Origin of the sequence: Janibacter endophyticus (assembly GCF_016888335.1) — a bacterium.
GTDB lineage: Bacteria > Actinomycetota > Actinomycetes > Actinomycetales > Dermatophilaceae > Marihabitans > Marihabitans endophyticum.
The window spans coordinates 1,661,939-1,681,081 of the sequence record NZ_JAFEJG010000004.1; the positions used below are offsets into that span (position 1 = coordinate 1,661,939).

Annotated in this window: 16 protein-coding genes; 9 read left to right on the plus strand and 7 right to left on the minus strand. The window is 71.1% G+C overall.

Annotated elements, in window-relative coordinates; all coding sequences use genetic code 11:
- The first annotated feature begins 173 nt into the window (after nt 1-173).
- From JNO54_RS08025 to JNO54_RS08045, 5 genes are all read left to right on the plus strand, one after another.
- Nucleotides 174-929 (plus strand): TraR/DksA family transcriptional regulator, encoded by a 756-nt coding sequence (locus JNO54_RS08025; RefSeq protein WP_204143427.1) that lies wholly within the window; start codon nt 174-176, stop codon nt 927-929.
- Nucleotides 902-1,519 (plus strand): signal peptidase II, encoded by a 618-nt coding sequence (gene lspA, locus JNO54_RS08030; RefSeq protein ID WP_204143428.1) that lies wholly within the window; start codon nt 902-904, stop codon nt 1,517-1,519. Before JNO54_RS08025 ends, lspA begins: the two co-directional genes overlap by 28 nt.
- Entirely contained in the window at nt 1,512-2,447 is a 936-nt protein-coding gene (locus tag JNO54_RS08035) for an RluA family pseudouridine synthase (RefSeq protein WP_204143429.1), read from the plus strand. The genes lspA and JNO54_RS08035 overlap by 8 nt, the downstream gene beginning before the upstream one ends.
- Nucleotides 2,448-2,537: 90 nt before the next feature.
- A complete protein-coding gene (gene dnaE, locus JNO54_RS08040) occupies nt 2,538-6,155 on the plus strand; it encodes a DNA polymerase III subunit alpha (RefSeq protein WP_204143430.1) in 3,618 nt (1,205 codons plus the stop codon).
- On the plus strand, nt 6,152-8,398 hold the full coding sequence (locus tag JNO54_RS08045) for a S9 family peptidase (protein WP_204143431.1): 2,247 nt from the start codon (nt 6,152-6,154) through the stop codon (nt 8,396-8,398). The genes dnaE and JNO54_RS08045 overlap by 4 nt, the downstream gene beginning before the upstream one ends.
- Here JNO54_RS08045 and JNO54_RS08050 read toward each other — a convergent pair.
- On the minus strand, nt 8,367-9,542 hold the full coding sequence (locus tag JNO54_RS08050) for an MFS transporter (protein ID WP_307818122.1): 1,176 nt from the start codon (nt 9,540-9,542) through the stop codon (nt 8,367-8,369). The two genes, JNO54_RS08045 and JNO54_RS08050, sit on opposite strands and share 32 nt — an antisense overlap.
- Nucleotides 9,543-9,616: 74 nt before the next feature.
- Between JNO54_RS08050 and JNO54_RS08055 the strand changes: the two genes are divergently transcribed.
- On the plus strand, nt 9,617-10,339 hold the full coding sequence (locus tag JNO54_RS08055) for an alpha/beta hydrolase (RefSeq protein ID WP_204143432.1): 723 nt from the start codon (nt 9,617-9,619) through the stop codon (nt 10,337-10,339).
- Between the two features lie 57 nt (nt 10,340-10,396).
- On the opposite strand, the gene JNO54_RS08060 is transcribed toward JNO54_RS08055, so the two are convergent.
- The 3 genes from JNO54_RS08060 to JNO54_RS08070 form a co-directional block, all read right to left on the minus strand.
- Nucleotides 10,397-11,221: a hypothetical protein gene (locus JNO54_RS08060; RefSeq protein WP_204143433.1), complete on the minus strand. Its 825-nt coding sequence runs from the start codon at nt 11,219-11,221 to the stop codon at nt 10,397-10,399.
- 86 nt (nt 11,222-11,307) lie between these two features.
- On the minus strand, nt 11,308-11,916 hold the full coding sequence (locus JNO54_RS08065) for a DUF6318 family protein (protein ID WP_204143434.1): 609 nt from the start codon (nt 11,914-11,916) through the stop codon (nt 11,308-11,310).
- 148 nt (nt 11,917-12,064) lie between these two features.
- A complete protein-coding gene (locus tag JNO54_RS08070; protein WP_204143435.1) occupies nt 12,065-13,288 on the minus strand; it encodes a kynureninase in 1,224 nt (407 codons plus the stop codon).
- Between the two features lie 94 nt (nt 13,289-13,382).
- Between JNO54_RS08070 and manA the strand changes: the two genes are divergently transcribed.
- The 3 genes from manA to JNO54_RS08085 all read left to right on the plus strand — a co-directional run bounded on the left by manA (nt 13,383) and on the right by JNO54_RS08085 (nt 16,138).
- The gene (gene manA / locus JNO54_RS08075) at nt 13,383-14,528 is read left to right on the plus strand and encodes a mannose-6-phosphate isomerase, class I (RefSeq protein WP_204143436.1); all 1,146 of its coding nucleotides are present in this window, start codon (nt 13,383-13,385) and stop codon (nt 14,526-14,528) included.
- Between the two features lie 63 nt (nt 14,529-14,591).
- The gene (locus JNO54_RS08080; protein WP_204143437.1) at nt 14,592-15,818 is read left to right on the plus strand and encodes a multicopper oxidase family protein; all 1,227 of its coding nucleotides are present in this window, start codon (nt 14,592-14,594) and stop codon (nt 15,816-15,818) included.
- Nucleotides 15,764-16,138 (plus strand): multicopper oxidase domain-containing protein, encoded by a 375-nt coding sequence (locus tag JNO54_RS08085; protein WP_204143438.1) that lies wholly within the window; start codon nt 15,764-15,766, stop codon nt 16,136-16,138. The genes JNO54_RS08080 and JNO54_RS08085 overlap by 55 nt, the downstream gene beginning before the upstream one ends.
- Here JNO54_RS08085 and kynA read toward each other — a convergent pair.
- From kynA to JNO54_RS08100, 3 genes are all read right to left on the minus strand, one after another.
- The gene (gene kynA / locus JNO54_RS08090; RefSeq protein WP_204143439.1) at nt 16,135-16,983 is read right to left on the minus strand and encodes a tryptophan 2,3-dioxygenase; all 849 of its coding nucleotides are present in this window, start codon (nt 16,981-16,983) and stop codon (nt 16,135-16,137) included. The genes JNO54_RS08085 and kynA overlap by 4 nt on opposite strands.
- Before the next feature lie 97 nt (nt 16,984-17,080).
- A complete protein-coding gene (locus tag JNO54_RS08095; protein WP_204143440.1) occupies nt 17,081-17,614 on the minus strand; it encodes a hypothetical protein in 534 nt (177 codons plus the stop codon).
- Nucleotides 17,615-17,690: 76 nt separating this feature from the next.
- The gene (locus JNO54_RS08100) at nt 17,691-19,112 is read right to left on the minus strand and encodes an HNH endonuclease signature motif containing protein (RefSeq protein WP_204143441.1); all 1,422 of its coding nucleotides are present in this window, start codon (nt 19,110-19,112) and stop codon (nt 17,691-17,693) included.
- Between the last annotated feature and the right edge of the window lie 31 nt (nt 19,113-19,143).

The window sequence follows — 19,143 nt, forward strand, 5'->3', positions numbered from 1 at the left end:
TCACCGCACGGTGGCACCACCCCTTCGTCGTGCCCGGCAGGGGTGCCGAGGGGTCGGGTGCGGACGAAAGTCCGTCATTAGTGGGCGCTTCGGTGGCTCCCCGGGGCCGGGAGCGTCTATTGTCGGGCCCAATTCGGCCCGCGAACGGCGGGTCGTCCCAGGTGAGGACGGACATGGCGAGGTCGACCAGCGGCAGCGGGACGAAGAAGACGGCTGCGAAGAAGGCGCCCGCCAAGAAGGCGACGACGAAGAGCACCGCGAAGAAGGCGCCCGCGAAGCAGGCCGCGGCCAAGAAGTCAGCCCCGGCGAAGAAGCCCTCTGCCAAGAAGGCACCCGCCACGACGACCTCCGCCCAGAAGACGACTGCCCAGAAGATGACTGCCAAGCAGACGACGTCGCAGAAGAGCACGTCGAAGAAGACTGCGACGAAGGCCCCCGCGAAGAAGCCTTCCACGACCACGACCACGACCACGACCACGACCACGACCTCGACCCCCGCCGCGCCCCGCAGCCGGACGAAGGCGAAGACTCTCGCGCCCAAGCTCGTCGTCCGCGAGGACGAGTCGCCGTGGACCAAGTCCGAGCTCAAGGGGGTCCGCAAGGAGCTCGAGGGGGAGGTGACCCGCCTCCGGACCGAGATCGAGGAGGCCGAGCAGGAGCTCGTGGACCTCATGCGCGACCACGCCGACGGCGCGGGCGACGACCAGGCCGACCAGGGCGCGAAGACCTTCGAGCGCGAGCAGGAGATCTCGCTGGCCAACAACGCCCGGGCGATGCTCATCCAGAACCTCCACGCCCTCGAGCGGCTCGAGGACGGCAGCTACGGCCAGTGCGAGTCGTGCGGCAACCCGATCGGCAAGCTTCGACTCCAGGCCTACCCGCGTGCGACCCTGTGCGTGGCATGCAAGACAAAACAGGAACGACGCTGACCCACTCCGACCACGACAGCCCCGGCGGGGGCGCCGACGACGGCGCCCCCGCCGGCGCGCGACGGGCCCCACGCACCCCCGCGACGCTCATCCCCTTCGCCCTCGTCGCCCTGGTGAGCCTCGTCGCAGACCAGGGCAGCAAGATCTGGGCGCTCGGCTCCCTCGACGACGGTCACGTCGTCCCGGTGCTCGGCGACCTGCTCTCGCTGCGGCTGCTGCGCAACCCGGGCGCCGCCTTCTCGATCGGTGACTCCTTCACGCTCGTCATGACGATCCTCGCGGTCGGCATCACGGTGGCCGTCGCGGTCGCCGCGTGGCGCACGGCGAGCCGGCGCTGGGCGGTCTCGCTCGGGCTGCTCTTCGGTGGCTCGCTCGGCAACCTCTACGACCGCTTCTTCCGCGAGCCCAGCCCGGGCCGGGGGCACGTCGTGGACTTCATCGACTACGCGGGCTTCTTCGTCGGCAACATCGCGGACATCGCGATCGTCCTCGGCGCGATCGGGCTCATCTGGCTCACCTTCACCGACGTCGGCCTCGACGGCCTCAAGGCCGGCCGGCACGCGAAGAAGGGGGAGAGCGCCGATGCCTGACGTGCGCAACGTCCTCGTCCCGGAGGGACTGGCCGGCGAGCGGATCGACGCCGCGGTGGCCCGGCTGTTCGGGGTCTCCCGGACCAAGGCCGCCGAGCTCGCCGCCAGCGGTCAGATCCTCGTCGACGGCCGGCCCGTCGGGAAGTCCGAGCGGGTCCACGCCGGCAGCCAGGTCGAGGTGAGCCTGCCGACCCCCGACGAGATCCCCACGGTCGAGGTCATCGCCGAGCCGGTGCCCGGCATGCGGGTCATCCACGACGACGACGACATCGTCGTCGTCGACAAGCCGGTCGGCGTCGCCGCCCACCCGAGCGTCGGGTGGAGCGGGCCGACCGTCCTCGGCGGGCTCGCGGCGGCGGGCTACCGGATCAGCACGAGCGGCGCGAGCGAGCGGCAGGGCATCGTCAGCCGCCTCGACGTCGGCACCTCGGGCCTCATGGTCGTGTGCAAGAGCGAGTACGCGTACTCCGTGCTCAAGCGGGCCTTCAAGGAGCGCACGGTCGACAAGACCTACCACGCGCTCGTCCAGGGGCTGCCCGACCCGCTCCAGGGCACCATCGACGCGCCGATCGGGCGCCACCCCGGGCACGACTACAAGTTCGCCGTCATGGACTCCGGCAAGCCGGCGATCACGCACTACGAGCTCATCGAGGCCTACCGGCACGCGTCGCTGCTCGAGGTCCACCTCGAGACCGGGCGCACGCACCAGATCCGCGTCCACATGGCCGCGCTCAAGCACCCGTGCGTCGGCGACCCGCTCTACGGCGCCGACCCGACCCTCGGGGCCAGGCTCGGGCTCGAGCGGCAGTGGCTGCACGCCATGGGGCTGGGCTTCGTCCACCCCGGGTCGGGGGAGTACGTGCACTTCGAGAGCACCTACCCGCAGGACCTGCAGCAGGCCCTGGACCGGCTCGACGGGATGCGCTGACCTCCCTTCGCCCTGGGTCTCCGTCCGCTCTCGGCGGACACGCTCGCGACACGCCGAGGGCTGTCTGCGACCGCACCTAGACTGACTCCGATGTCCGAGCTGCTGCCCCGCGAGAAGAACTTCGTCCACCTCCACAACCACACCGAGTACTCGATGCTCGACGGTGCCGCGAGGATCGGCGAGATGTTCGAGGTCGCCCAGGAGATGGGCATGCCGGCGATCGCGACGACCGACCACGGCTACCTCTTCGGGGCCTACGAGTTCTGGAAGAAGGCGCAGGGGACCGGGGTCAAGCCGATCATCGGGCTCGAGGCCTACGTCGCGCCGGGCACGCACCGCAGCGACAAGAACCGCGTCCGTTGGGGTGACGAGCGGACGCCGAAGAACGACGATGTCTCCGGTGGCGGCGCGTACACCCACATGACGATCCTGGCCCGCAACAACGTCGGGCTGGCCAACCTCTTCCGGATGAACTCGCAGGCCAGCCTCGACCAGGTCTACGCGAAGTGGCCGCGGCTCGACCGAGAGCTCCTCGGGCGCTACGGCGAGGGGCTCATCGCGACGACCGGATGCCCCTCCGGCGAGATCCAGACGCGCATCCGGCTCGGGCAGTACGACAAGGCGGTCGAGGCGGCCTCGGAGTTCCGCGACATCTTCGGGCGCGAGCACTACTTCCTCGAGCTCATGGATCACGGCGTCGAGATCGAGCGGCGGGTCCGCGACGACCTGCTGCGCCTCGCCAGGCAGCTCGACCTCCCGCTCCTCGCGACCAACGACCTCCACTACGTCCGCAAGGAGGACTCGGTCGCCCACGAGGCGCTCCTGTGCGTCAACTCGGGCTCGACGATGCTCGAGGCGACCTACGCCCAGGGCGGCAGCCGCTTCGCCTTCGAGGGCGACGGCTACTACATCAAGTCGCCCGAGGAGATGCGCCGGCTCTGGCGCGAGCTGCCGCAGGCGTGCGACAACACGCTGCTCGTCGCCGACATGTGTGACGTCTCCTTCACCGAGGGCGAGGGGCGCTACATGCCGCGCTTCGAGTGCCCGCCGGGGGAGACCGAGCAGTCGTGGTTCGTCAAGGAGGTCATGACCGGCCTCGAGCGGCGCTTCCCCGAGGGCGTGCCGCAGTACGCCATCGACCAGGCGAAGTTCGAGATCGACGTCATCGTCGGCAAGGGCTACCCCGGCTACTTCCTCGTCGTTGCCGACTTCATCAACTGGGCCAAGCGCAACGGCATCCGCGTCGGTCCTGGCCGTGGCTCCGGTGCCGGCTCCATGTGCGCGTACGCCATGGGGATCACCGACCTCGACCCGATCCCGCACGGCCTGATCTTCGAGCGCTTCCTCAACCCCGAGCGTGCCTCGATGCCCGACTTCGACGTCGACTTCGACGAGCGCCGGCGCGGCGAGGTCATCCGCTACGTCACCGAGAAGTACGGCGACGAGCGGGTCGCCCAGATCGTCACCTACGGCACCATCAAGGCCAAGCAGGCTGTCAAGGACGCCGCCCGGGTGATGGGCCACCCCTTCTCCGTCGGTGAGCAGCTCACCAAGGCGATGCCCGCGGACGTCATGGGCAAGGGCGTGCCGCTGTCGAAGATGTACGACGAGACCCACGAGCGCTACGCCGAGGGGCAGGAGTTCCGCGATCTCGTCGCGGGCGAGAAGCACCTCCAGGAGGTCGTCGAGACGGCGAAGGGCCTCGAGGGCCTGAAGCGGCAGTGGGGGGTCCACGCGGCCGGCGTCATCATGTCGAGCGAGCCGCTCATCGACGTCATCCCGATCATGCGGCGTCTCGCCGACGGGCAGGTCATCACGCAGTTCGACTACCCGAGCTGCGAGAGCCTCGGCCTGGTCAAGATGGACTTCCTCGGCCTGCGCAACCTCACGATCCTCGACGACGCGCTGGAGAACGTGAAGGCCAACCGCGGCGAGGACCTCGACCTCGACGCGCTGTCCAAGGACATGACCGACAAGGCCACGTACCAGCTGCTCTCGCGCGGCGACACCCTCGGCGTCTTCCAGCTCGACGGCGGCGGCATGCGCACCCTGCTGCGGCTCATGCAGCCGGACAACTTCGAGGACATCTCTGCGGCGCTCGCGCTCTACCGCCCGGGCCCGATGGGCGTCAACGCGCACACGAACTTCGCGCTGCGCAAGAACGGCAAGCAGGAGGTCACCCCTCTCGACCCCCAGCTCAAGGGCAAGCTGCAGCCCGAGATGGAGACGGCGCTCGAGCCGATCCTCGGCGTGACCCACGGCCTGGTGATCTACCAGGAGCAGGTCATGGAGATCGCGCAGAAGCTCGCCGGGTACACCCTCGGCAACGCCGACCTGCTCCGCCGCGCCATGGGCAAGAAGAAGAAGGAGGTCCTCGACGCCGAGTACCTCCCCTTCTCCGAGGGGATGAAGGCCAACGGCTTCAACGAGGCCTCGATCGCGGCCCTGTGGGGCGTGCTCGTGCCCTTCTCCGACTACGCGTTCAACAAGGCGCACACCGCCGCGTACGGCCTCGTCTCGTACTGGACCGCCTACCTCAAGGCCAACTACCCGGCCGAGTACATGGCGGCGCTGCTCACCTCCGTCGGTGACGACAAGGACAAGTCGGCGCTGTACCTGGGCGAGTGCCGCCGCATGGGCGTGCGCGTGCTCCCGCCGTCGGTCAACGAGTCGGTCGGTCGCTTCGCCGCCGTCGGCGAGGACGTGCGCTTCGGCCTCGAGGCAATCCGCAACGTCGGGCGCAACGTCGTCGAGGCGATCGTCACCGCCCGCGAGGAGAAGGGGCGCTTCACCTCCTTCGACGACTTCCTCTCGAAGTGCCCGGCCGTCGTGTGCAACAAGCGCACCATCGAGTCGCTCATCAAGGCGGGCGCCTTCGACGACCTCGGCCACCCGCGCCAGGGCCTCGTCATGGTCCACGAGGAGTACGTCGACGCCTTCGTCTCGGTCAAGCGCCAGGAGGCCGTCGGCCAGGACAGCCTGTGGGACATCCTCGGCGGCGGGGACGACGACGAGGGCGCCGGCGGGATCGAGGGGATGGGGCTGCGGCCCGTCCCAGAGGTCGAGTGGGACAAGCAGGCCAAGCTGAGCAACGAGCGCGAGATGCTCGGTCTCTACGTCAGCGACCACCCGCTCTTCGGCATCGAGCACGTGCTCCAGCGCGCTGCCGACACCTCGATCTCGGCGCTCACCCAGGCCGAGTCGCTCGAGGACAAGAAGGGCATGGTGACGATCGCCGGGCTCGTCACGAGCCTGTCGGTCAAGCGCAACAAGAAGGGCGAGCTCTGGGCCGTCGCCATGGTCGAGGACCTCGGCGGCGCGATCGAGTGCCTGTTCTTCCCCCGCACGTACATGACGGTGCAGACGATGCTCACCCAGGACGTCGTCGCCGTCGTCCGCGGCCGGGTCAGCACCCGCGACGACTCGGTCTCGATCTTCGCCGAGGACCTCACCCTGCCCGAGGTCACCGACGGCCCCCGTGGCCCGGTGACGCTGACGATGGACCTGCGGCGCGCCACGAGCGCGCGGATCGAGCAGATCAAGGAGGTCCTCGGCCAGCACCCCGGCTCGACCGAGGTCCACCTGAAGCTCGTCCAGCCGGGCCGCTCGGTGACCATGGCCGTCGACGCCGCGTGGCGGGTCGACGTCTCGGAGGCCCTCGTCGCGGACCTCAAGGTCCTCCTCGGCCCCCGGGCCGTGTCCGCATGACGGGCGCCGCGGACCGGGGCGAAGGGGTGGAGCCTCCGGCAGACGAGGGGGCGGCGGACGAAGGGGGAGCCGTCGGACCGAGCGTGCCCGTCGCCGAACGACGCCCGTGGCGCCGCGAGCACCACGGCGACTCCGTCGAGGACCCGTACGAGTGGCTCCGGGACGTCGACGACCCGGCCGTCATCGCTCACCTCGAGGCGGAGAACGCCTACGCCGACGCCCGGACCGCCCACCTCGCACCCCTTCGCCAGGCCATCTACGACGAGATCAAGGGGCGTACCCGGGAGACCGACCTGTCCGTCCCCGTCGCCGCGGGGCCGTGGTGGTACTACACGCGCACCCAGGAGGGGCGGCAGTACGGCATCCACTGCCGGGCGCCGCTGACCGACCGGACCGTCGTGCCCGAGCTCGACCCGGAGCGCCCGCTGCCGGGGGAGCAGGTGCTCCTCGACGACAACGCCCTCGCCGAGGGGCACGCGTACCTCTCGGTCGGTGCCTACGAGATCAGCCCTGACCACACGAGGCTGGCCTACTCGGTCGACGTGAGCGGCGACGAGCGCTTCGACCTCACGGTGCTCGACCTCAACAGCGGCGCCGTCCTCGACAACGCGATCCGCGGGATCGGCTACGGCGCGGTCTTCTCCGGCGACGGCCGGCACGTCTTCTACGTCCGGGTCGACGACGCGTGGCGACCCTTCGAGCTGTGGCGTCACGAGGTCGGCAGCGACCCTGATGGCGACGTCCTCGTGCACCGGGAGAGCGACGAGCGCTTCTGGATGGGGGTCGACCGCAGCCGCGACGACCGGTGGATCGTCCTCGGGCTCGCCAGCCGGACGACGAGCGAGGTGTGGCTCATCGACGCCACCGACGTCGAGGCCCCCGCCCGGTGCGTCTCACCGCGCCGCGAGGGCGTCGAGTACGACGTCGAGCCGGCCGCCGACCACCTCCTCGTCGTGCACAACGAGCGGCAGCGCGAGTGGGACCTGGCCTGGGCACCGCTCACCGCGACGAGCCACGAGCAGTGGCAGCCGCTGCTCGACCGGGCCGAGGGGGAGCGCTTCCTCGGCGTCGACGCGTACGACGACTTCGCCGTCCTCGCGCTGCGCCGCGACGGGGTCCCCTCGATCCGGGTCCTCCCGAGGACCCGACGGTCCACCCCCTTCGCCCCGGACGACTACGGGCCCGGCGAGGACGTCGTCGTCGGCAACGACCCGATGGCCACCCTCGGCGCGCTCGGCGCCGCCGACCCCGATGCCGACCGCATCCGGGTCAGCCACGAGTCATGGGTCAGCCCGCGCACGATCCTCGACGTCGTCGTCGCGACCGGCGAGCAGATCGTCCACAAGCAGACCCCGGTGCTCGGGGTCGACCTCTCCGACTACGAGCAGCGCCGCGAGTGGGTCGCCGCGCCCGACGGCACGCTCGTGCCGCTCTCGATCGTCATGCGCCGCGGCACCACGCCGGACGGGACGAACCCCGGGCTGCTCTACGGCTACGGCAGCTACGAGATCTCGCTCGACCCGTACTTCTCGACCGCGCGGCTCTCGCTGCTCGACCGGGGCGTCGTCTACGCCGTCGCGCACGTGCGCGGCGGTGGCGAGATGGGACGCGCCTGGTACGAGGCGGGGCGGCTCGCGGTGAAGCAGACGACCTTCACCGACCTCGTCGCGTGCGCCGAGCACCTCCACGACTCCGGGTGGGTGGCCCGTGACCGCCTGGCGATCGAAGGGGGGTCCGCCGGTGGTCTCCTCGTCGGTGCGGCGACGAACCTCGCGCCCGGGCGGTTCCGCGCGGTGCTGGCCGAGGTCCCCTTCGTCGACGCGCTGACGACGATCCTGCGGCCCGACCTGCCGCTGACGGTCGGGGAGTGGGACGAGTGGGGCAACCCGCTCGAGGACCCCGCCGTGTACGCGTACATGCGGGCGTACTCGCCGTACGAGGGCATCCAGCCCGTCGAGTACCCGGCGATCCTCGCGACGACCTCGCTCAACGACACCCGCGTCAGCTACACCGAGCCGGCCAAGTGGGTCGCGCGCCTGCGCGAGACCGTCACGAACGACCTCGCTGCGCGGCCGATCCTGCTGCGCACCGAGATGGTCGCCGGGCACGGTGGCCGGTCGGGGCGCTACGGCGCGTGGGAGCAGACCGCGTGGGAGTGGGCGTGGGTCCTCGACCAGATCGGCGCGACCGAACCTCTCGTCGGGGATTCCGTCAGCGAGCGATCCGGCGACCCACGAGGGTGAGCGGCAGGGTCGCGAGGGTGATTCCCGCCGCGACGAGCAGGGCGACCGTGAAGTCGGCCCCGGCGGCGATGGCGCCGATGAGCACCGAGCCGAGTGCCGTGCCGAGGTCGAAACCGATGTTCCACACGGCGCTCGCCGTGCCGTAGCGGCCCCGCTCGACGGCGGCGAAGGACAGCAGCAGCGTGAGGTTCTGCAGCCCGCCGTAGGCGATGCCGAGCACAGCGCCGGAGACGACGAGCAGCACGGGCGCGGTCCAGTGCACGGCGAGTGCGACACCAGCCATGCCGAGCGTGCCGAGGACGACGAGCGGCGGGACGAACGCGCCAGGCCCCTTGATGTCGGCGAAGGACCCGATCCGCCACCGGGCCAGCGCGGCGGTCGCGTTGAGGGCGACGAGCAGCAGGACGACGAGCCCCGGGTCGTCGACGAGCTGGGGCGCGAAGGTCAGCACAGCACCACCGGGCAGGGTGATGCCGAGGAGCAGCAGCATCGGCGGGATGAGGGGCGCGATGCCGCTCAGCCGTCCAGCGGGGACGACTGCCGAGGTGCTCGACGGGGTGGCCGCCGGCTCTGAGGCCGCCCGCTGGTGGAAGTGCCGTCCCAGGGCCAGCGCGCCCGGGATCCCGAGCAGCGGCAGCGCCCCGAGCCCGAAGACGACCGCGAAGGAGACCTTCTCCGCCAGCCACGGAGCGACCGGCAGCAGGGCGACCTGCGGGATGGCGATGGCGAGGCCGTAGGCGCCCACGGCGGCACCCCTTCGTCGGGGGTCGACGAGTTCGGCGACGGCCGCGCTGCCGGTGACCGTGAGGACGCCGAATCCCAGGCCGCGCACCGCCGAGAGAACCAGGGTCGGGGTGAGCGCGTCGGTCGCGAGGTGGGCCAGGGAGGGCAGGCCCATGAGCGCGACCCCGACGGCGAGCACCGGGCCCCACCCGACGCGGCGCAGCAGGCCGGGGACGACCGGCTGGGTGAGCACGGTGAAGAGGAGGACGACGCCGTTGACGAGGCCGGCACCCGCGAGGTCGGCGCCGCCGCGGATCGCCCACAGCGGCGCCGTCGGCAGGAGCACCGCGTAGCCGGTGAACCCGACGAGCGTGACAAGCATGAGCGCCGGCATCCCCGGCGACCGGTAGACGGACGGCACCGGCTGACCCTACGACAGTGCGGTTGGGTCATGACGTCGGCGTAGGGTCAGACGACCGGCGAAGGGAGCGGGCGTTGGGCCAGACGGCAGAGGACGCGGTGCTGGAGCGGCTCCTGGGCGAGGGGGAGTCGATCGCGGGTCGGGTGGTCGCGTACGGCGGGCACCCGGACCAGGTCGTCGAGCTCTACGGCGAAGGGGGCGGCCGGTGCGTCGTCGTCGTCCACGGCGGGTACTTCCGCCCGAGCATCCACCGGACCCACGCCCGGCCGATGGCCGTGGCGCTCGCGGATGCGGGGTGGACCGTCGCCCTCGTCGAGTACCGACGGGTCCCGGGGGACCCGGCCGCGACGATGTCGGACCTTTGGGCGGCCGACGGTCTGCTGCGGGCACAGGCGCTGGACCCCGCGGTGTGGGTCGGGCACTCGGCGGGCGGGACGTTGGTGCTCCTCCGGGCGCTCGCGGACCATCTGCCCGCGGTGCGGGTCGTCGTGCTGGCGCCACTCGCGGACCTGGCCGGGGCCGTGCGGGATCGGCTGGGGCAGGGCGCGGTCGAGGAGTGGGTCGGCGAGTCCGAGCTGTCAGCGGTCGACCCGGTGGCACTGCTCGCGGTGGCCGGTGCCGGGGCGGACGTCCGCGCTCGGGTCCGGGTGCTGCACGGCGAGGCGGATGTCACGGTACCGGCGGCGCAGTCGCTCGCGTGGGCGCGCGACGCGGAGGTGCTGGCGGATGCGCATCACTTCGATCTCGTCGACCCCGCGTCGCCGTACTGGCCGCGGGTCGTCGAGGCTCTGGGCTGAGGCGCTCGCCCTGGGGAAGCACGGGTGCGGGCGGGGCGGTTCGGGTGGACGAGGGGCTCAGCCGGCGTCGGTCCTCGCGTGGAGGCGCGTGCGGGTGCCGACGACCTCGTAGGTGATGGCCGGCTCGTCCTGGAGGTCAGCGACGGTGTCGATGTCCTGCCACTCGCCGCCGTTGACGCGGTAGGAGCCGGTGAGGCGGGCATCGACCGTGACGTCGCGGCTCCCGGTCTCGGCGTAGGTGTGGGTGATGTCGCCGTCGGGGTAGCTGCCGCCGGTGCTCGTGGTCCAGCCGGACGTCTGGCCGTCGCCGTAGCTGTAGCGGTAGTCCTGCGCCTCGACCCGGAACTCGATGCTCCAGGACAGGAGCTGCACCGGGTCGCTGACCTGGCCCGGCTTGAGGCAGGACCCGCCCTCGGGCCACGTCGCGCGGAAGTACGTCGGCAGGTTGATGAGGGTCTTGCCCCCAACGGGCTGCATCGCGGGACTCGGCTTGCAGAACGGCAGCTCGCGGAACGCCTGCTGGATCTGGCCCACGGTCGGGACAGGTGGGGCCTGCACGCCCTGCGGGGAGTCGAGCGCCGGGGGCGCGGGTGGTGAGGTGGAGCAGCTAGGGATGGACCAGGAGCCGCCCCCGCCGCGGAGGGTGTAGACCCACACGCGAGGTGCTTCGCCGGCGGCCTGGTTGGTGCACTCGAAGCGGACCGAGCCGCACGACTCGTGGCTCCATGAGGCGCTGCAGGTGACCTCTCGGACGTCCCACTCGACCTTCTTGCCAGTGGCCTTCTCGTACTTCGCGTTGGCGGAGCTGCTCTGGTCTTGGGCGGAGACATCGGTAACCTGCCGCTGGCTCTCTGCGGAGGCTTGGATCGCATTGTGATTCATGCGAACTGGCTCGTCGTCGGCGGACGCAGTGGGGGTGCCAAAGATGGCTACAACGCCTGCGAGTAGGACGGTAAGTGGGCACCGTGTCATTGGACGAGGAGCCAATCCTGAGTCTCCCAACCACCGTTCAGACGGTTCAACTCAAGGTTGAGATCAAAGCCTCCCGGGTCCACGAACGACCGAACCTTCCCACCCTTTCGGTACTCGATCTTGTCGTGGTCGATGCGCGTCTTGACTCGCCACACCCCCTCCTCATCCTGCGAGGACCGCTCGACGCCGACTTGATGAGGGTTGCTCCTCACGTGGCCGTACCGCGCAGCAGTCTCCTCCGTGAGCTCCAAGTACCTGAGGCAGACCTTGCAGTCAATGCTGGTGTGGGATCGAAGCGTGGATGTGTCGCCGTCAGTCGTCGCATCACCCATCTCGACGGCGTACCACTTCGCGAACGCCTCAGCGCCCTCCTTGGTGTTCGCCCTCGCCTCCTCGGGCGGCCCATCGGGTGCGGCCTCCGTCGTGCTCGACGCGCTGCTCGACGTAGGGCTCTCGCTCGTCGGGCTGCTTGATCCCGTCGGGTCGATGACCGTGGGCTTGACCGAGCTCGTCGTGGACGTGCCGTCCCCGTTGGTGTCGCCGCTGCACCCGCTGAGCGCGAGCGCACTCAGCGCGAGGGCGGCGGTCAGGCGTCGTAGGCGCATCGAGCGGATCCCCTTGGCGTTCCGTGCCGCGGCCACCTGCCGGCCGGGCTCTCTCCTGCCTCACCACCCTAGAGAAATCTGCCGCGCTCGCATCTCGAGTATCCACAGGCCTGAGCAGCGTCGACCCGGAGATCCAGCGGGAGCGCGCCTACCCGAGCAGCTCCTCGATCCGCAGCAGCGCCTCGGCCACCTCGGCGAACGACGTCGACAGCGGGGAGAGTCCGAGCCGGATCCCGTCCGGCTCGCGGAAGTCGGGGATCACCCCTTCGCCCCAGAGCTGGGCGCAGACCTCCCGCGACCGCGGGTGGGCCAGGGTGACGTGGCCACCTCTTCGCCCGGGGTCACGGGGAGAAGCAACCCGGACCCCCGAGGCAGCCAACCGGGCATCGACCGCCGCGACGACGAAGTCCCCCAGCGCAACCGCCTTCGCCGTCACCGCCTCGAGCCCGACCGACTCGATGAGGTCGACGGTGTCCTCCATCGCGACCATCCCGAGCACGGGCGGCGTCCCCGAGATCCAGGCCCGCATCCCCTCGCCCGCCTCGTAGGACGCCCCCATCTCGAAGACCCGCGCGTGCCCCATCCAGCCCTGGATCGGCTGCCGAATCGACCCCTGGTGCTGCGCCGCGACGTACGCGAACGCCGGCGCACCCGGCCCACCCCCGAGGAACTTGTACGTGCACCCCACCGCCAGGTCCACCCCGGCCGCGTCGAGCCCGACAGGCAGCACCCCGGCCGAGTGGCAGAGGTCCCACAGCACGAGCCCGCCGACCTCGTGGACGACCCGGGTGATCTCGGGCAGGTCGGCGATCCACGCGGACTTGTACGCGACGTGCGAGAGCAGCACCACCCCGGTCCTCGGCCCGACGGCACCAGCGACGTCCTCGACCGTCACGCCGGTCGCCGGGTCGGGGTGCAGCCACACGAGCTCGGCGCCGGTCTCGGCGGCGACGCCCTCGGCGACGTAGCGGTCGGTCGGGAAGTTCTCCGAGTCGAGCACGATCTCGGGTCGCTCGGGGCTCGCCGCCGCCACCGCGGCGCGCAACAGCTTGTAGAGCAGCACCGTCGTCGAGTCGGCCACGACCGTCTGCCCGGCCACGGCGCCCAGGCACACGGACCCGATCCGGTCGCCGAGCCGCATCGGCAGGTCCATCCACTGCTCGTCCCAGGACCGGATGAGCCGGGTGCCCCAGTCGTGCGTGACGAGTCGGTTGATCCGCTCCGCGGAGGCACGAAGGGGTCGGCCCAGCGAGTTCCCGTCGAGGTAGGCGACGACGGCGTCGTGCCCCGCTCCGGCGGGGACGAAGAGGTCACGGCACTCGCCCAGCGGGTCGGTGGCGTCGAGCTCGGCGGCGCGGGCGCGCAGGTCCATGGGTCTCCTCCTCGAGACGGCGGGGCGAAGGGGTGGCTCGCCCGCCTCGGTCGTTGCCCCAAGATATGGGGCAACGTCGGAGACAATGCACCCCATGTCCCGCATCGTCCCGATCTCCAACGACTTCCGCGACTACGCGTGGGGTCAGCCGGGGGGTCTCTCGCGACTCCTGGGTCGGCCTGCGACCGACGCACTCGAGGCCGAGCTCTGGCTCGGTGCGCACGCCGGCTCCCCGAGTCGCTGCGAGGACGAGCGCTGGTCCACGTTGCAGGACTGGGAGGAGCAGACCGGCGAGCGCCTGCCCTACCTCCTCAAGGTCCTCGCAGCGGCCAAGCCGCTCTCGCTCCAGACGCACCCGAGCGCGGAGCGGGCGGAGCGGGGGTACGCCTTCGAGGAGGGGCACGGCGTCCCGCTCGACGCGCCGCACCGCAGCTACAAGGACCCGCACGCCAAGCCCGAGCTGCTCGTCGCCGTCGAGGACGGCTTCGAGGCGCTGTGCGGCTTCCGCCCGCTCGAGGAGTCGCGCGCTGAGGTCGCGGCGTTGCGTGAGCTCGCCGACGACCCGGCCCCTTACGAACGGTGGGCCGAGCTGCTCCAGGGGGAGGACCCCCTTCGCCAGGCGGTGGCGTGGTTGCTCTCCGACGAGGAGGATGCCCACGAGGTCGCGACGACACTCGCTGCGACGGCGGGACGGGAACCCGAACGTTTCGCGACCGTGCTGCGTCTGGGTGAGGACTACGCAGACGACGCGGGGGTCGCGGTCGCACTCATGCTCAACCACGTGACCCTCGCCGCCGGGGAGTGCCTGTGGCTGCCCGCCGGCAACATCCACGCCTACCTCGAGGGCGTCGGCGTCGAGCTCATGGGTCCGAGCGACAACGTCCTGCGGGGCGGGATGACGCCCAAGCACGTCGACGTCGCGGGTCTGCTTGCCAGCCTCGACACCTCCGACGGCGAGCCGTCGCGGCTCGCGCCGGAGGACGAAGGGGGGACCGTCGCGCGCTATCGCCCGGCCTCGGCCGAGTCGGGTGCGGACGTCCCCTTCGAGCTGCGGGTGGTCACCGGCGACGCGTCGGTGGAGACGGGTTCGCCGGCGATCGTCCTCGTGATGGCGGGGTCCTTCGAGGTCGGTGTCGGCGACGAGGCGCGGACGGTGGGGCAGGGGGAGTCGGTCTTCGTCCCGGAGGCCGGCGAGCTGCATCTCACCGGTGAGGGCAGCGCCTACGTCGCGTCGGCCTGACCCCCGTGAGCCCGGAGGCTGGCCCCATTTCTGGGGACCTCACGTCCGGGGGAGCGTTGAGGCATGCCGCAGCACACTCAGCCAGAGCCCCGCGCGACCCGGGTCAGCCGCCGCAACCTCCTCCTGGGCGCCGGTGCGCTCGCGCTGTGCGGCGTCGGAGGGGCCGGGGCCATGGCCGTCATCGGTCCTCGGATCGACGGCTTCGTCACCGACACGTCGGTCACGCCGCAGCCGATGGACTCCCCGCTGCGCATCCCAGAGGTCGTGACGGCCGGGGGCGGCGTGGTCGAGCTGACCGTGCGGGCCGGCCGGACGGCCTTCGTCGGCGGACGGGAGGCTGCGACGAAGGGGGTGAACGGCTCCTACCTCGGACCGACCTTGCGGGTCCGTCGGGGTGAGGAGGTGATGATCGACGTCCGCAACGATCTCGACGAGCCGACAACGATGCACTGGCACGGCATGCACGTGCCGCCGGAGATGGACGGGACGCCGCACCAGTCGATCGCCCCGGGTGCGACCTGGCACGCGCGCTGGCGCTGCACCAACGAGTCAGGAACCCTCTGGTACCACCCTCACCCGCACGGCAGGACCGCGCAGCAGGTGTGGGAGGGCATCGCCGGGATGATCATCGTCGACGACCCGGAGGACCTCGACCACCGGCTGCCCAGCGAGTACGGGATCGACGACATCCCCGTGGTCATCCAGGACCGCGGATTCGACGACGATGGAGAGCTCGCCACCAGCGGTGCTGGGGCGCTCGGCATGTTCGGCGACACGATCCTCGTCAACGGCACCCCCGGGGCACGCTTCGACGTCACCCGCGAGCGCACCCGCCTGCGCATCGTCAACGGCTCCAACACCCGGTGGTACCACCTCGCCCTGTCCGGCGGCCGAGCCATGCAGGTCGTCGCGACGGACGGCGGCCGGCTCTACGGCGGCCCTGCGACGGTCCGCACGCTGCTCGTCAGCCCGGGGGAGCGCTACGAGGTCGTCGTGACGATGCGCGCCGGCGAGGACCTCACGCTGCGCAGCGTGACCTCCGACTACCCGGGCGGGAAGGAGTACGGGACCGGCAAGGACTTCGACGTCCTCCGTCTCGAGGCGAAGGGGTCGCTGTCCGCCTCCCCGCCCCCCCCGCGTTCCCCCCTGCGTCGTCGCCGCCGGAGACTCCGGGTGTGCCGGTGCGCAGGATCCGGCTCGACGGGCACAGCGCCATCAACGGCGAGGAGATGGACATGTCCCGCATCGACTCGGTGCACGCCGCGGGCGGCGTCGAGGTGTGGGAGGTGAGCAGCCTCGGTACGACGGCGCACAACTTCCACATCCACGGCGTCAGCTTCCGTGTGCTGTCCGTCGGTGATGGGGATCCTGACGCGGTCGACCGCGGGCCGAAGGACACCGTCAAGGTCCCGAAGGACGGCTCGGTGGTGCGGCTGCTCGTGACGATGCCCGAGCACGCGAGCGAGACTGTCCCGTACATGGCTCACTGCCACGTCCTCCAGCACGAGGACATGGGGATGATGATGCAGTTCACGGTGGTCGAGCCGGGCCAGGAAGCCTCCGCGCCGCGGACGCTGTCGATGCAGGGCGCTGGGCACGCGAAGCACTAGCGCCCGATCTGGGTCCGCACCGCGAAGAGCTCGGGGAAGAAGGTCAGCTCGAGTGCCCGCTGGAGGAACCCGACGCCGGAGCTGCCGCCCGTCCCGGTCTTCATCCCGATGGTGCGCTGCACCGTCTTGAGGTGCCGGAAGCGCCACAGTTGGAAGTTGTCCTCGAGGTCGACAAGCTCCTCGCACGCCTCGTAGATGTCCCAGTGGCGCTCGGCGTCCTCGTAGATCCTGGTGAAGACCTCGGTCAGCTCGTCGTCCATCGTGTGCGCGCGGGTGACGTCGCGCTCCAGGACCCGCTGCGGGATCGCGTGGCCGCGCCGGGCGAGGTAGCGCAAGAACTCGTCGTACAGGCTCGGCGCCGCGAGCAGCTCGGAGAGCACAGCGTGCGCGGCGGGGTCGGACTCGTGGACCTTGAGCATCCCCGGGTGCTTGTTGCCGAGCGCGAACTCCACCGCCCGGTACTGCCAGGACTGGAATCCGCTCGCGTGCCCGAGGTAGGGCCGGAACTCCTGGTACTCGGTCGGCGTGAGGGTCGCGAGGACCGACCACTGATCGGTGAGGGTGCGCTGGATGTGCTTGACGCGGGCGATGCGCTTGAGGGCCACGCGCATCTCGTCGGCGGCGAGGAGCTCCATCGCGGAGCGGGTCTCGTGCAGGACGAGCTTGAGCCAGAGCTCCGAGGTCTGGTGCTGGATGATGAAGAGCATCTCGTCGTGGTGCTCGGGCAGGCTCACGGGACGCTGCGCGTCGAGCAGGGTGTCGAGCGCGAGATAGCTGCCGTAGCTCATCTCCTCGCGGAAGTCCTCGTGGATGCCGGCCTCGAGGTCGCGGGTGTTGTCGGCCATGGGGCTCCTTCGTCGGTGGCGGCGGAGCCAACCCTAGGCTGACGTGAGCCTGACCGATCGTGACGGCGGCCGTCCGCGGGCGCGGCCGTCCCCAGGGTCAGTCCATCGCGCGTCGCACGGCCTCGAGGCGCAGGGCCTCGATGCGCTCCTTCTGGTCCTCGGCCCGCTCGATGAGGACGTCGGCCTCGGCGGGATCGAGACGAGTGTCGTCGTCGGCGAGCTCGCGCAGGGTGTGGAAGCCGAGCAGCTTGCCCTGGACGGCGGTGCCGAGCGCCTCGAGCTCGATGACGTCAGCGAGCGGGGAGCGACGGATGGCCGTACCGGTGGGGTTGAGCCGACCGAGCTCTTGCGCCAGGCCCCCGATCTTCTCCTGGAGCACCGGGCGCTGAGCGCCGAAGCGCTCCGCGATCGCCAGGAGCGACTGCTGGTCCTCCTCGACGTCGCGCGCCAGCTCCCCGACCTGGGTGCGCATGTCAGAGGCGACGCTCGAGGCGACCCGGCGGAAGAGCGCGACGCCTGCTCCAGCTGCGGCGAGGTGCCGACGCAGGTAGATCCGCATCAGCTCGTCAGGGCTGGGGTCCGCGTCGGAGCGGGAGAGTCCGGGCAGGTGCAGGTTCGGCAGTGTCGGCATGAGTCGATCCTTTCGTCTCGAGCGGAGCAGCGGTACCCCCACCAGGGTGGTGGACCCCGATGACGGCACGAGTCTCCTACGTCCGCCGGTGGAAACGTACAGAGGTGCGCCCGCCGTCGAGACGGCGCACCATGTGCGACCAGCCATGCTCGTCGATCATCCGGTGATGCCGGCCGCAGAGGGGTACGGCGTTGGCGAGGTCGGTCCGCCCGCCGGCCTCCCACGCGTGCTCGTGGTGGACCTCGCACCAGGCGAAGGGTCGGTCGCACCCCTCGGCCGCGCACTCGTCGTACCTCGTCGCGAGCGCGGCCCGCTGCGCCTCGGTGAAGGCGCGCTTCTGCCGGCCGAGGTCGAGGGGGAGGGAGTCGCCGTCGAGGACTGCGGGGATGATGCCGGCGCCGCACGCGAGCCGCCGCGCCGTCCCGGCGCTCACGAGGTCGGCCGCGTCGGTGCTCCCGCACCGGGCGAGCTCGCCGCGGAGGTCCTCGAGCCGGGTGCTGACGAGCAGCGTGGCGGCGATCTTGCCGGAGAGGTGGTCGGTGGGGAGGTGCAGCAGCAGGTCGGCGAGGGCGGTACCGCGGCGGTGCTGCCAGTCGATCTCCGCGACCTTGAACTCGCCCGCAGGGCCGTCCGTGGGCCACTCACGCTCGACGCCATCAGGAGTGTGCCGGCGCGGGGCGGTCATCGCGTCGATGACCTTCTTGAGCACCATCCCGGAGGCCCACGGCACGGTGAACTGCCCGATCATCGTCCCGTCCTGGTTGTCCTTGATCCAGAAGGCGCTGGCCTCGTAGGCCCGCTCCTCCTGGCTCTGAACGACGGCGTCCTCGTGCGCGTCGACGACATCGACGTCGGGCTCGACCTGCTCGAGGACCCGCCGCGCCATGATCCGCAGCTGGGCGGGGGAGCGGCCGGCGGCCAGGCGCACGAGCTCGGCCTCGCACCGCTGCCGCTCCTCGATGCTCAGCCCGTCGGGCAGCTCAGCCATCGCCTGGGCGATGACCCGCGCGTGCGCCGCGGACAGCTCGCCCTGGTCCAGGGTCCCGCGCGTGAGGTCCAGGGTGGGCGCGGCCTCGTCGGAGCCCAGGGCGCCGGCCAGCGCAGAGTCATCGAGCCCGGGAGCCCCGAGCGCCTTGGCGAGGTGCACGTCGCGGGCTGCGGCCCGGCGGTCCCTCTTCGTCGTCTGGGCCACCCACGACCCGGTGTCGGTGTGCCCGGCCCGCTCCGCCACCCTTTCGCGCTCGGCCTTGGCGACCAGCCGCAGGCGGGCCGAGTCGAGCCGCCGGCCCAGCCGCTCCACCGCGACGAGGTCAGCGGCGCCCGCAGCTCCGCCCTCGTCGAGGGACGCGATGAGGTGGTCGAGCGCCCGGTCGATCGTCTCGAGCGCGCCGGCAAACGTGTTGTGGATCAGCGGCAGCCGGTCCCACCCGACGATCGCGACCGGCACGTCGAAGACGCCCGGTGACCCGGGTGCTGGTCGTCGTGCCAACGTCTCCATGCGCCAACGCGATTCGAACATATGTTCGATC

Coding starts and splice junctions, on each gene's coding strand:
- JNO54_RS08025 (WP_204143427.1), top strand. CDS start 174: ATGGCGAGGTCGACCAGCGGCAGCGGGACGAAGAAGACGGCTGCGAAG.
- JNO54_RS08035 (WP_204143429.1), top strand. CDS start 1,512: ATGCCTGACGTGCGCAACGTCCTCGTCCCGGAGGGACTGGCCGGCGAG.
- JNO54_RS08060 (WP_204143433.1), bottom strand. CDS start 11,221: ATGAATCACAATGCGATCCAAGCCTCCGCAGAGAGCCAGCGGCAGGTT.
- manA (WP_204143436.1), top strand. CDS start 13,383: ATGTCCCGCATCGTCCCGATCTCCAACGACTTCCGCGACTACGCGTGG.
- JNO54_RS08045 (WP_204143431.1), top strand. CDS start 6,152: ATGACGGGCGCCGCGGACCGGGGCGAAGGGGTGGAGCCTCCGGCAGAC.
- JNO54_RS08070 (WP_204143435.1), bottom strand. CDS start 13,288: ATGGACCTGCGCGCCCGCGCCGCCGAGCTCGACGCCACCGACCCGCTG.
- JNO54_RS08065 (WP_204143434.1), bottom strand. CDS start 11,916: ATGCGCCTACGACGCCTGACCGCCGCCCTCGCGCTGAGTGCGCTCGCG.
- JNO54_RS08095 (WP_204143440.1), bottom strand. CDS start 17,614: ATGCCGACACTGCCGAACCTGCACCTGCCCGGACTCTCCCGCTCCGAC.
- JNO54_RS08085 (WP_204143438.1), top strand. CDS start 15,764: ATGTCCCGCATCGACTCGGTGCACGCCGCGGGCGGCGTCGAGGTGTGG.
- JNO54_RS08080 (WP_204143437.1), top strand. CDS start 14,592: ATGCCGCAGCACACTCAGCCAGAGCCCCGCGCGACCCGGGTCAGCCGC.
- JNO54_RS08100 (WP_204143441.1), bottom strand. CDS start 19,112: ATGGAGACGTTGGCACGACGACCAGCACCCGGGTCACCGGGCGTCTTC.
- dnaE (WP_204143430.1), top strand. CDS start 2,538: ATGTCCGAGCTGCTGCCCCGCGAGAAGAACTTCGTCCACCTCCACAAC.
- lspA (WP_204143428.1), top strand. CDS start 902: ATGCAAGACAAAACAGGAACGACGCTGACCCACTCCGACCACGACAGC.
- kynA (WP_204143439.1), bottom strand. CDS start 16,983: ATGGCCGACAACACCCGCGACCTCGAGGCCGGCATCCACGAGGACTTC.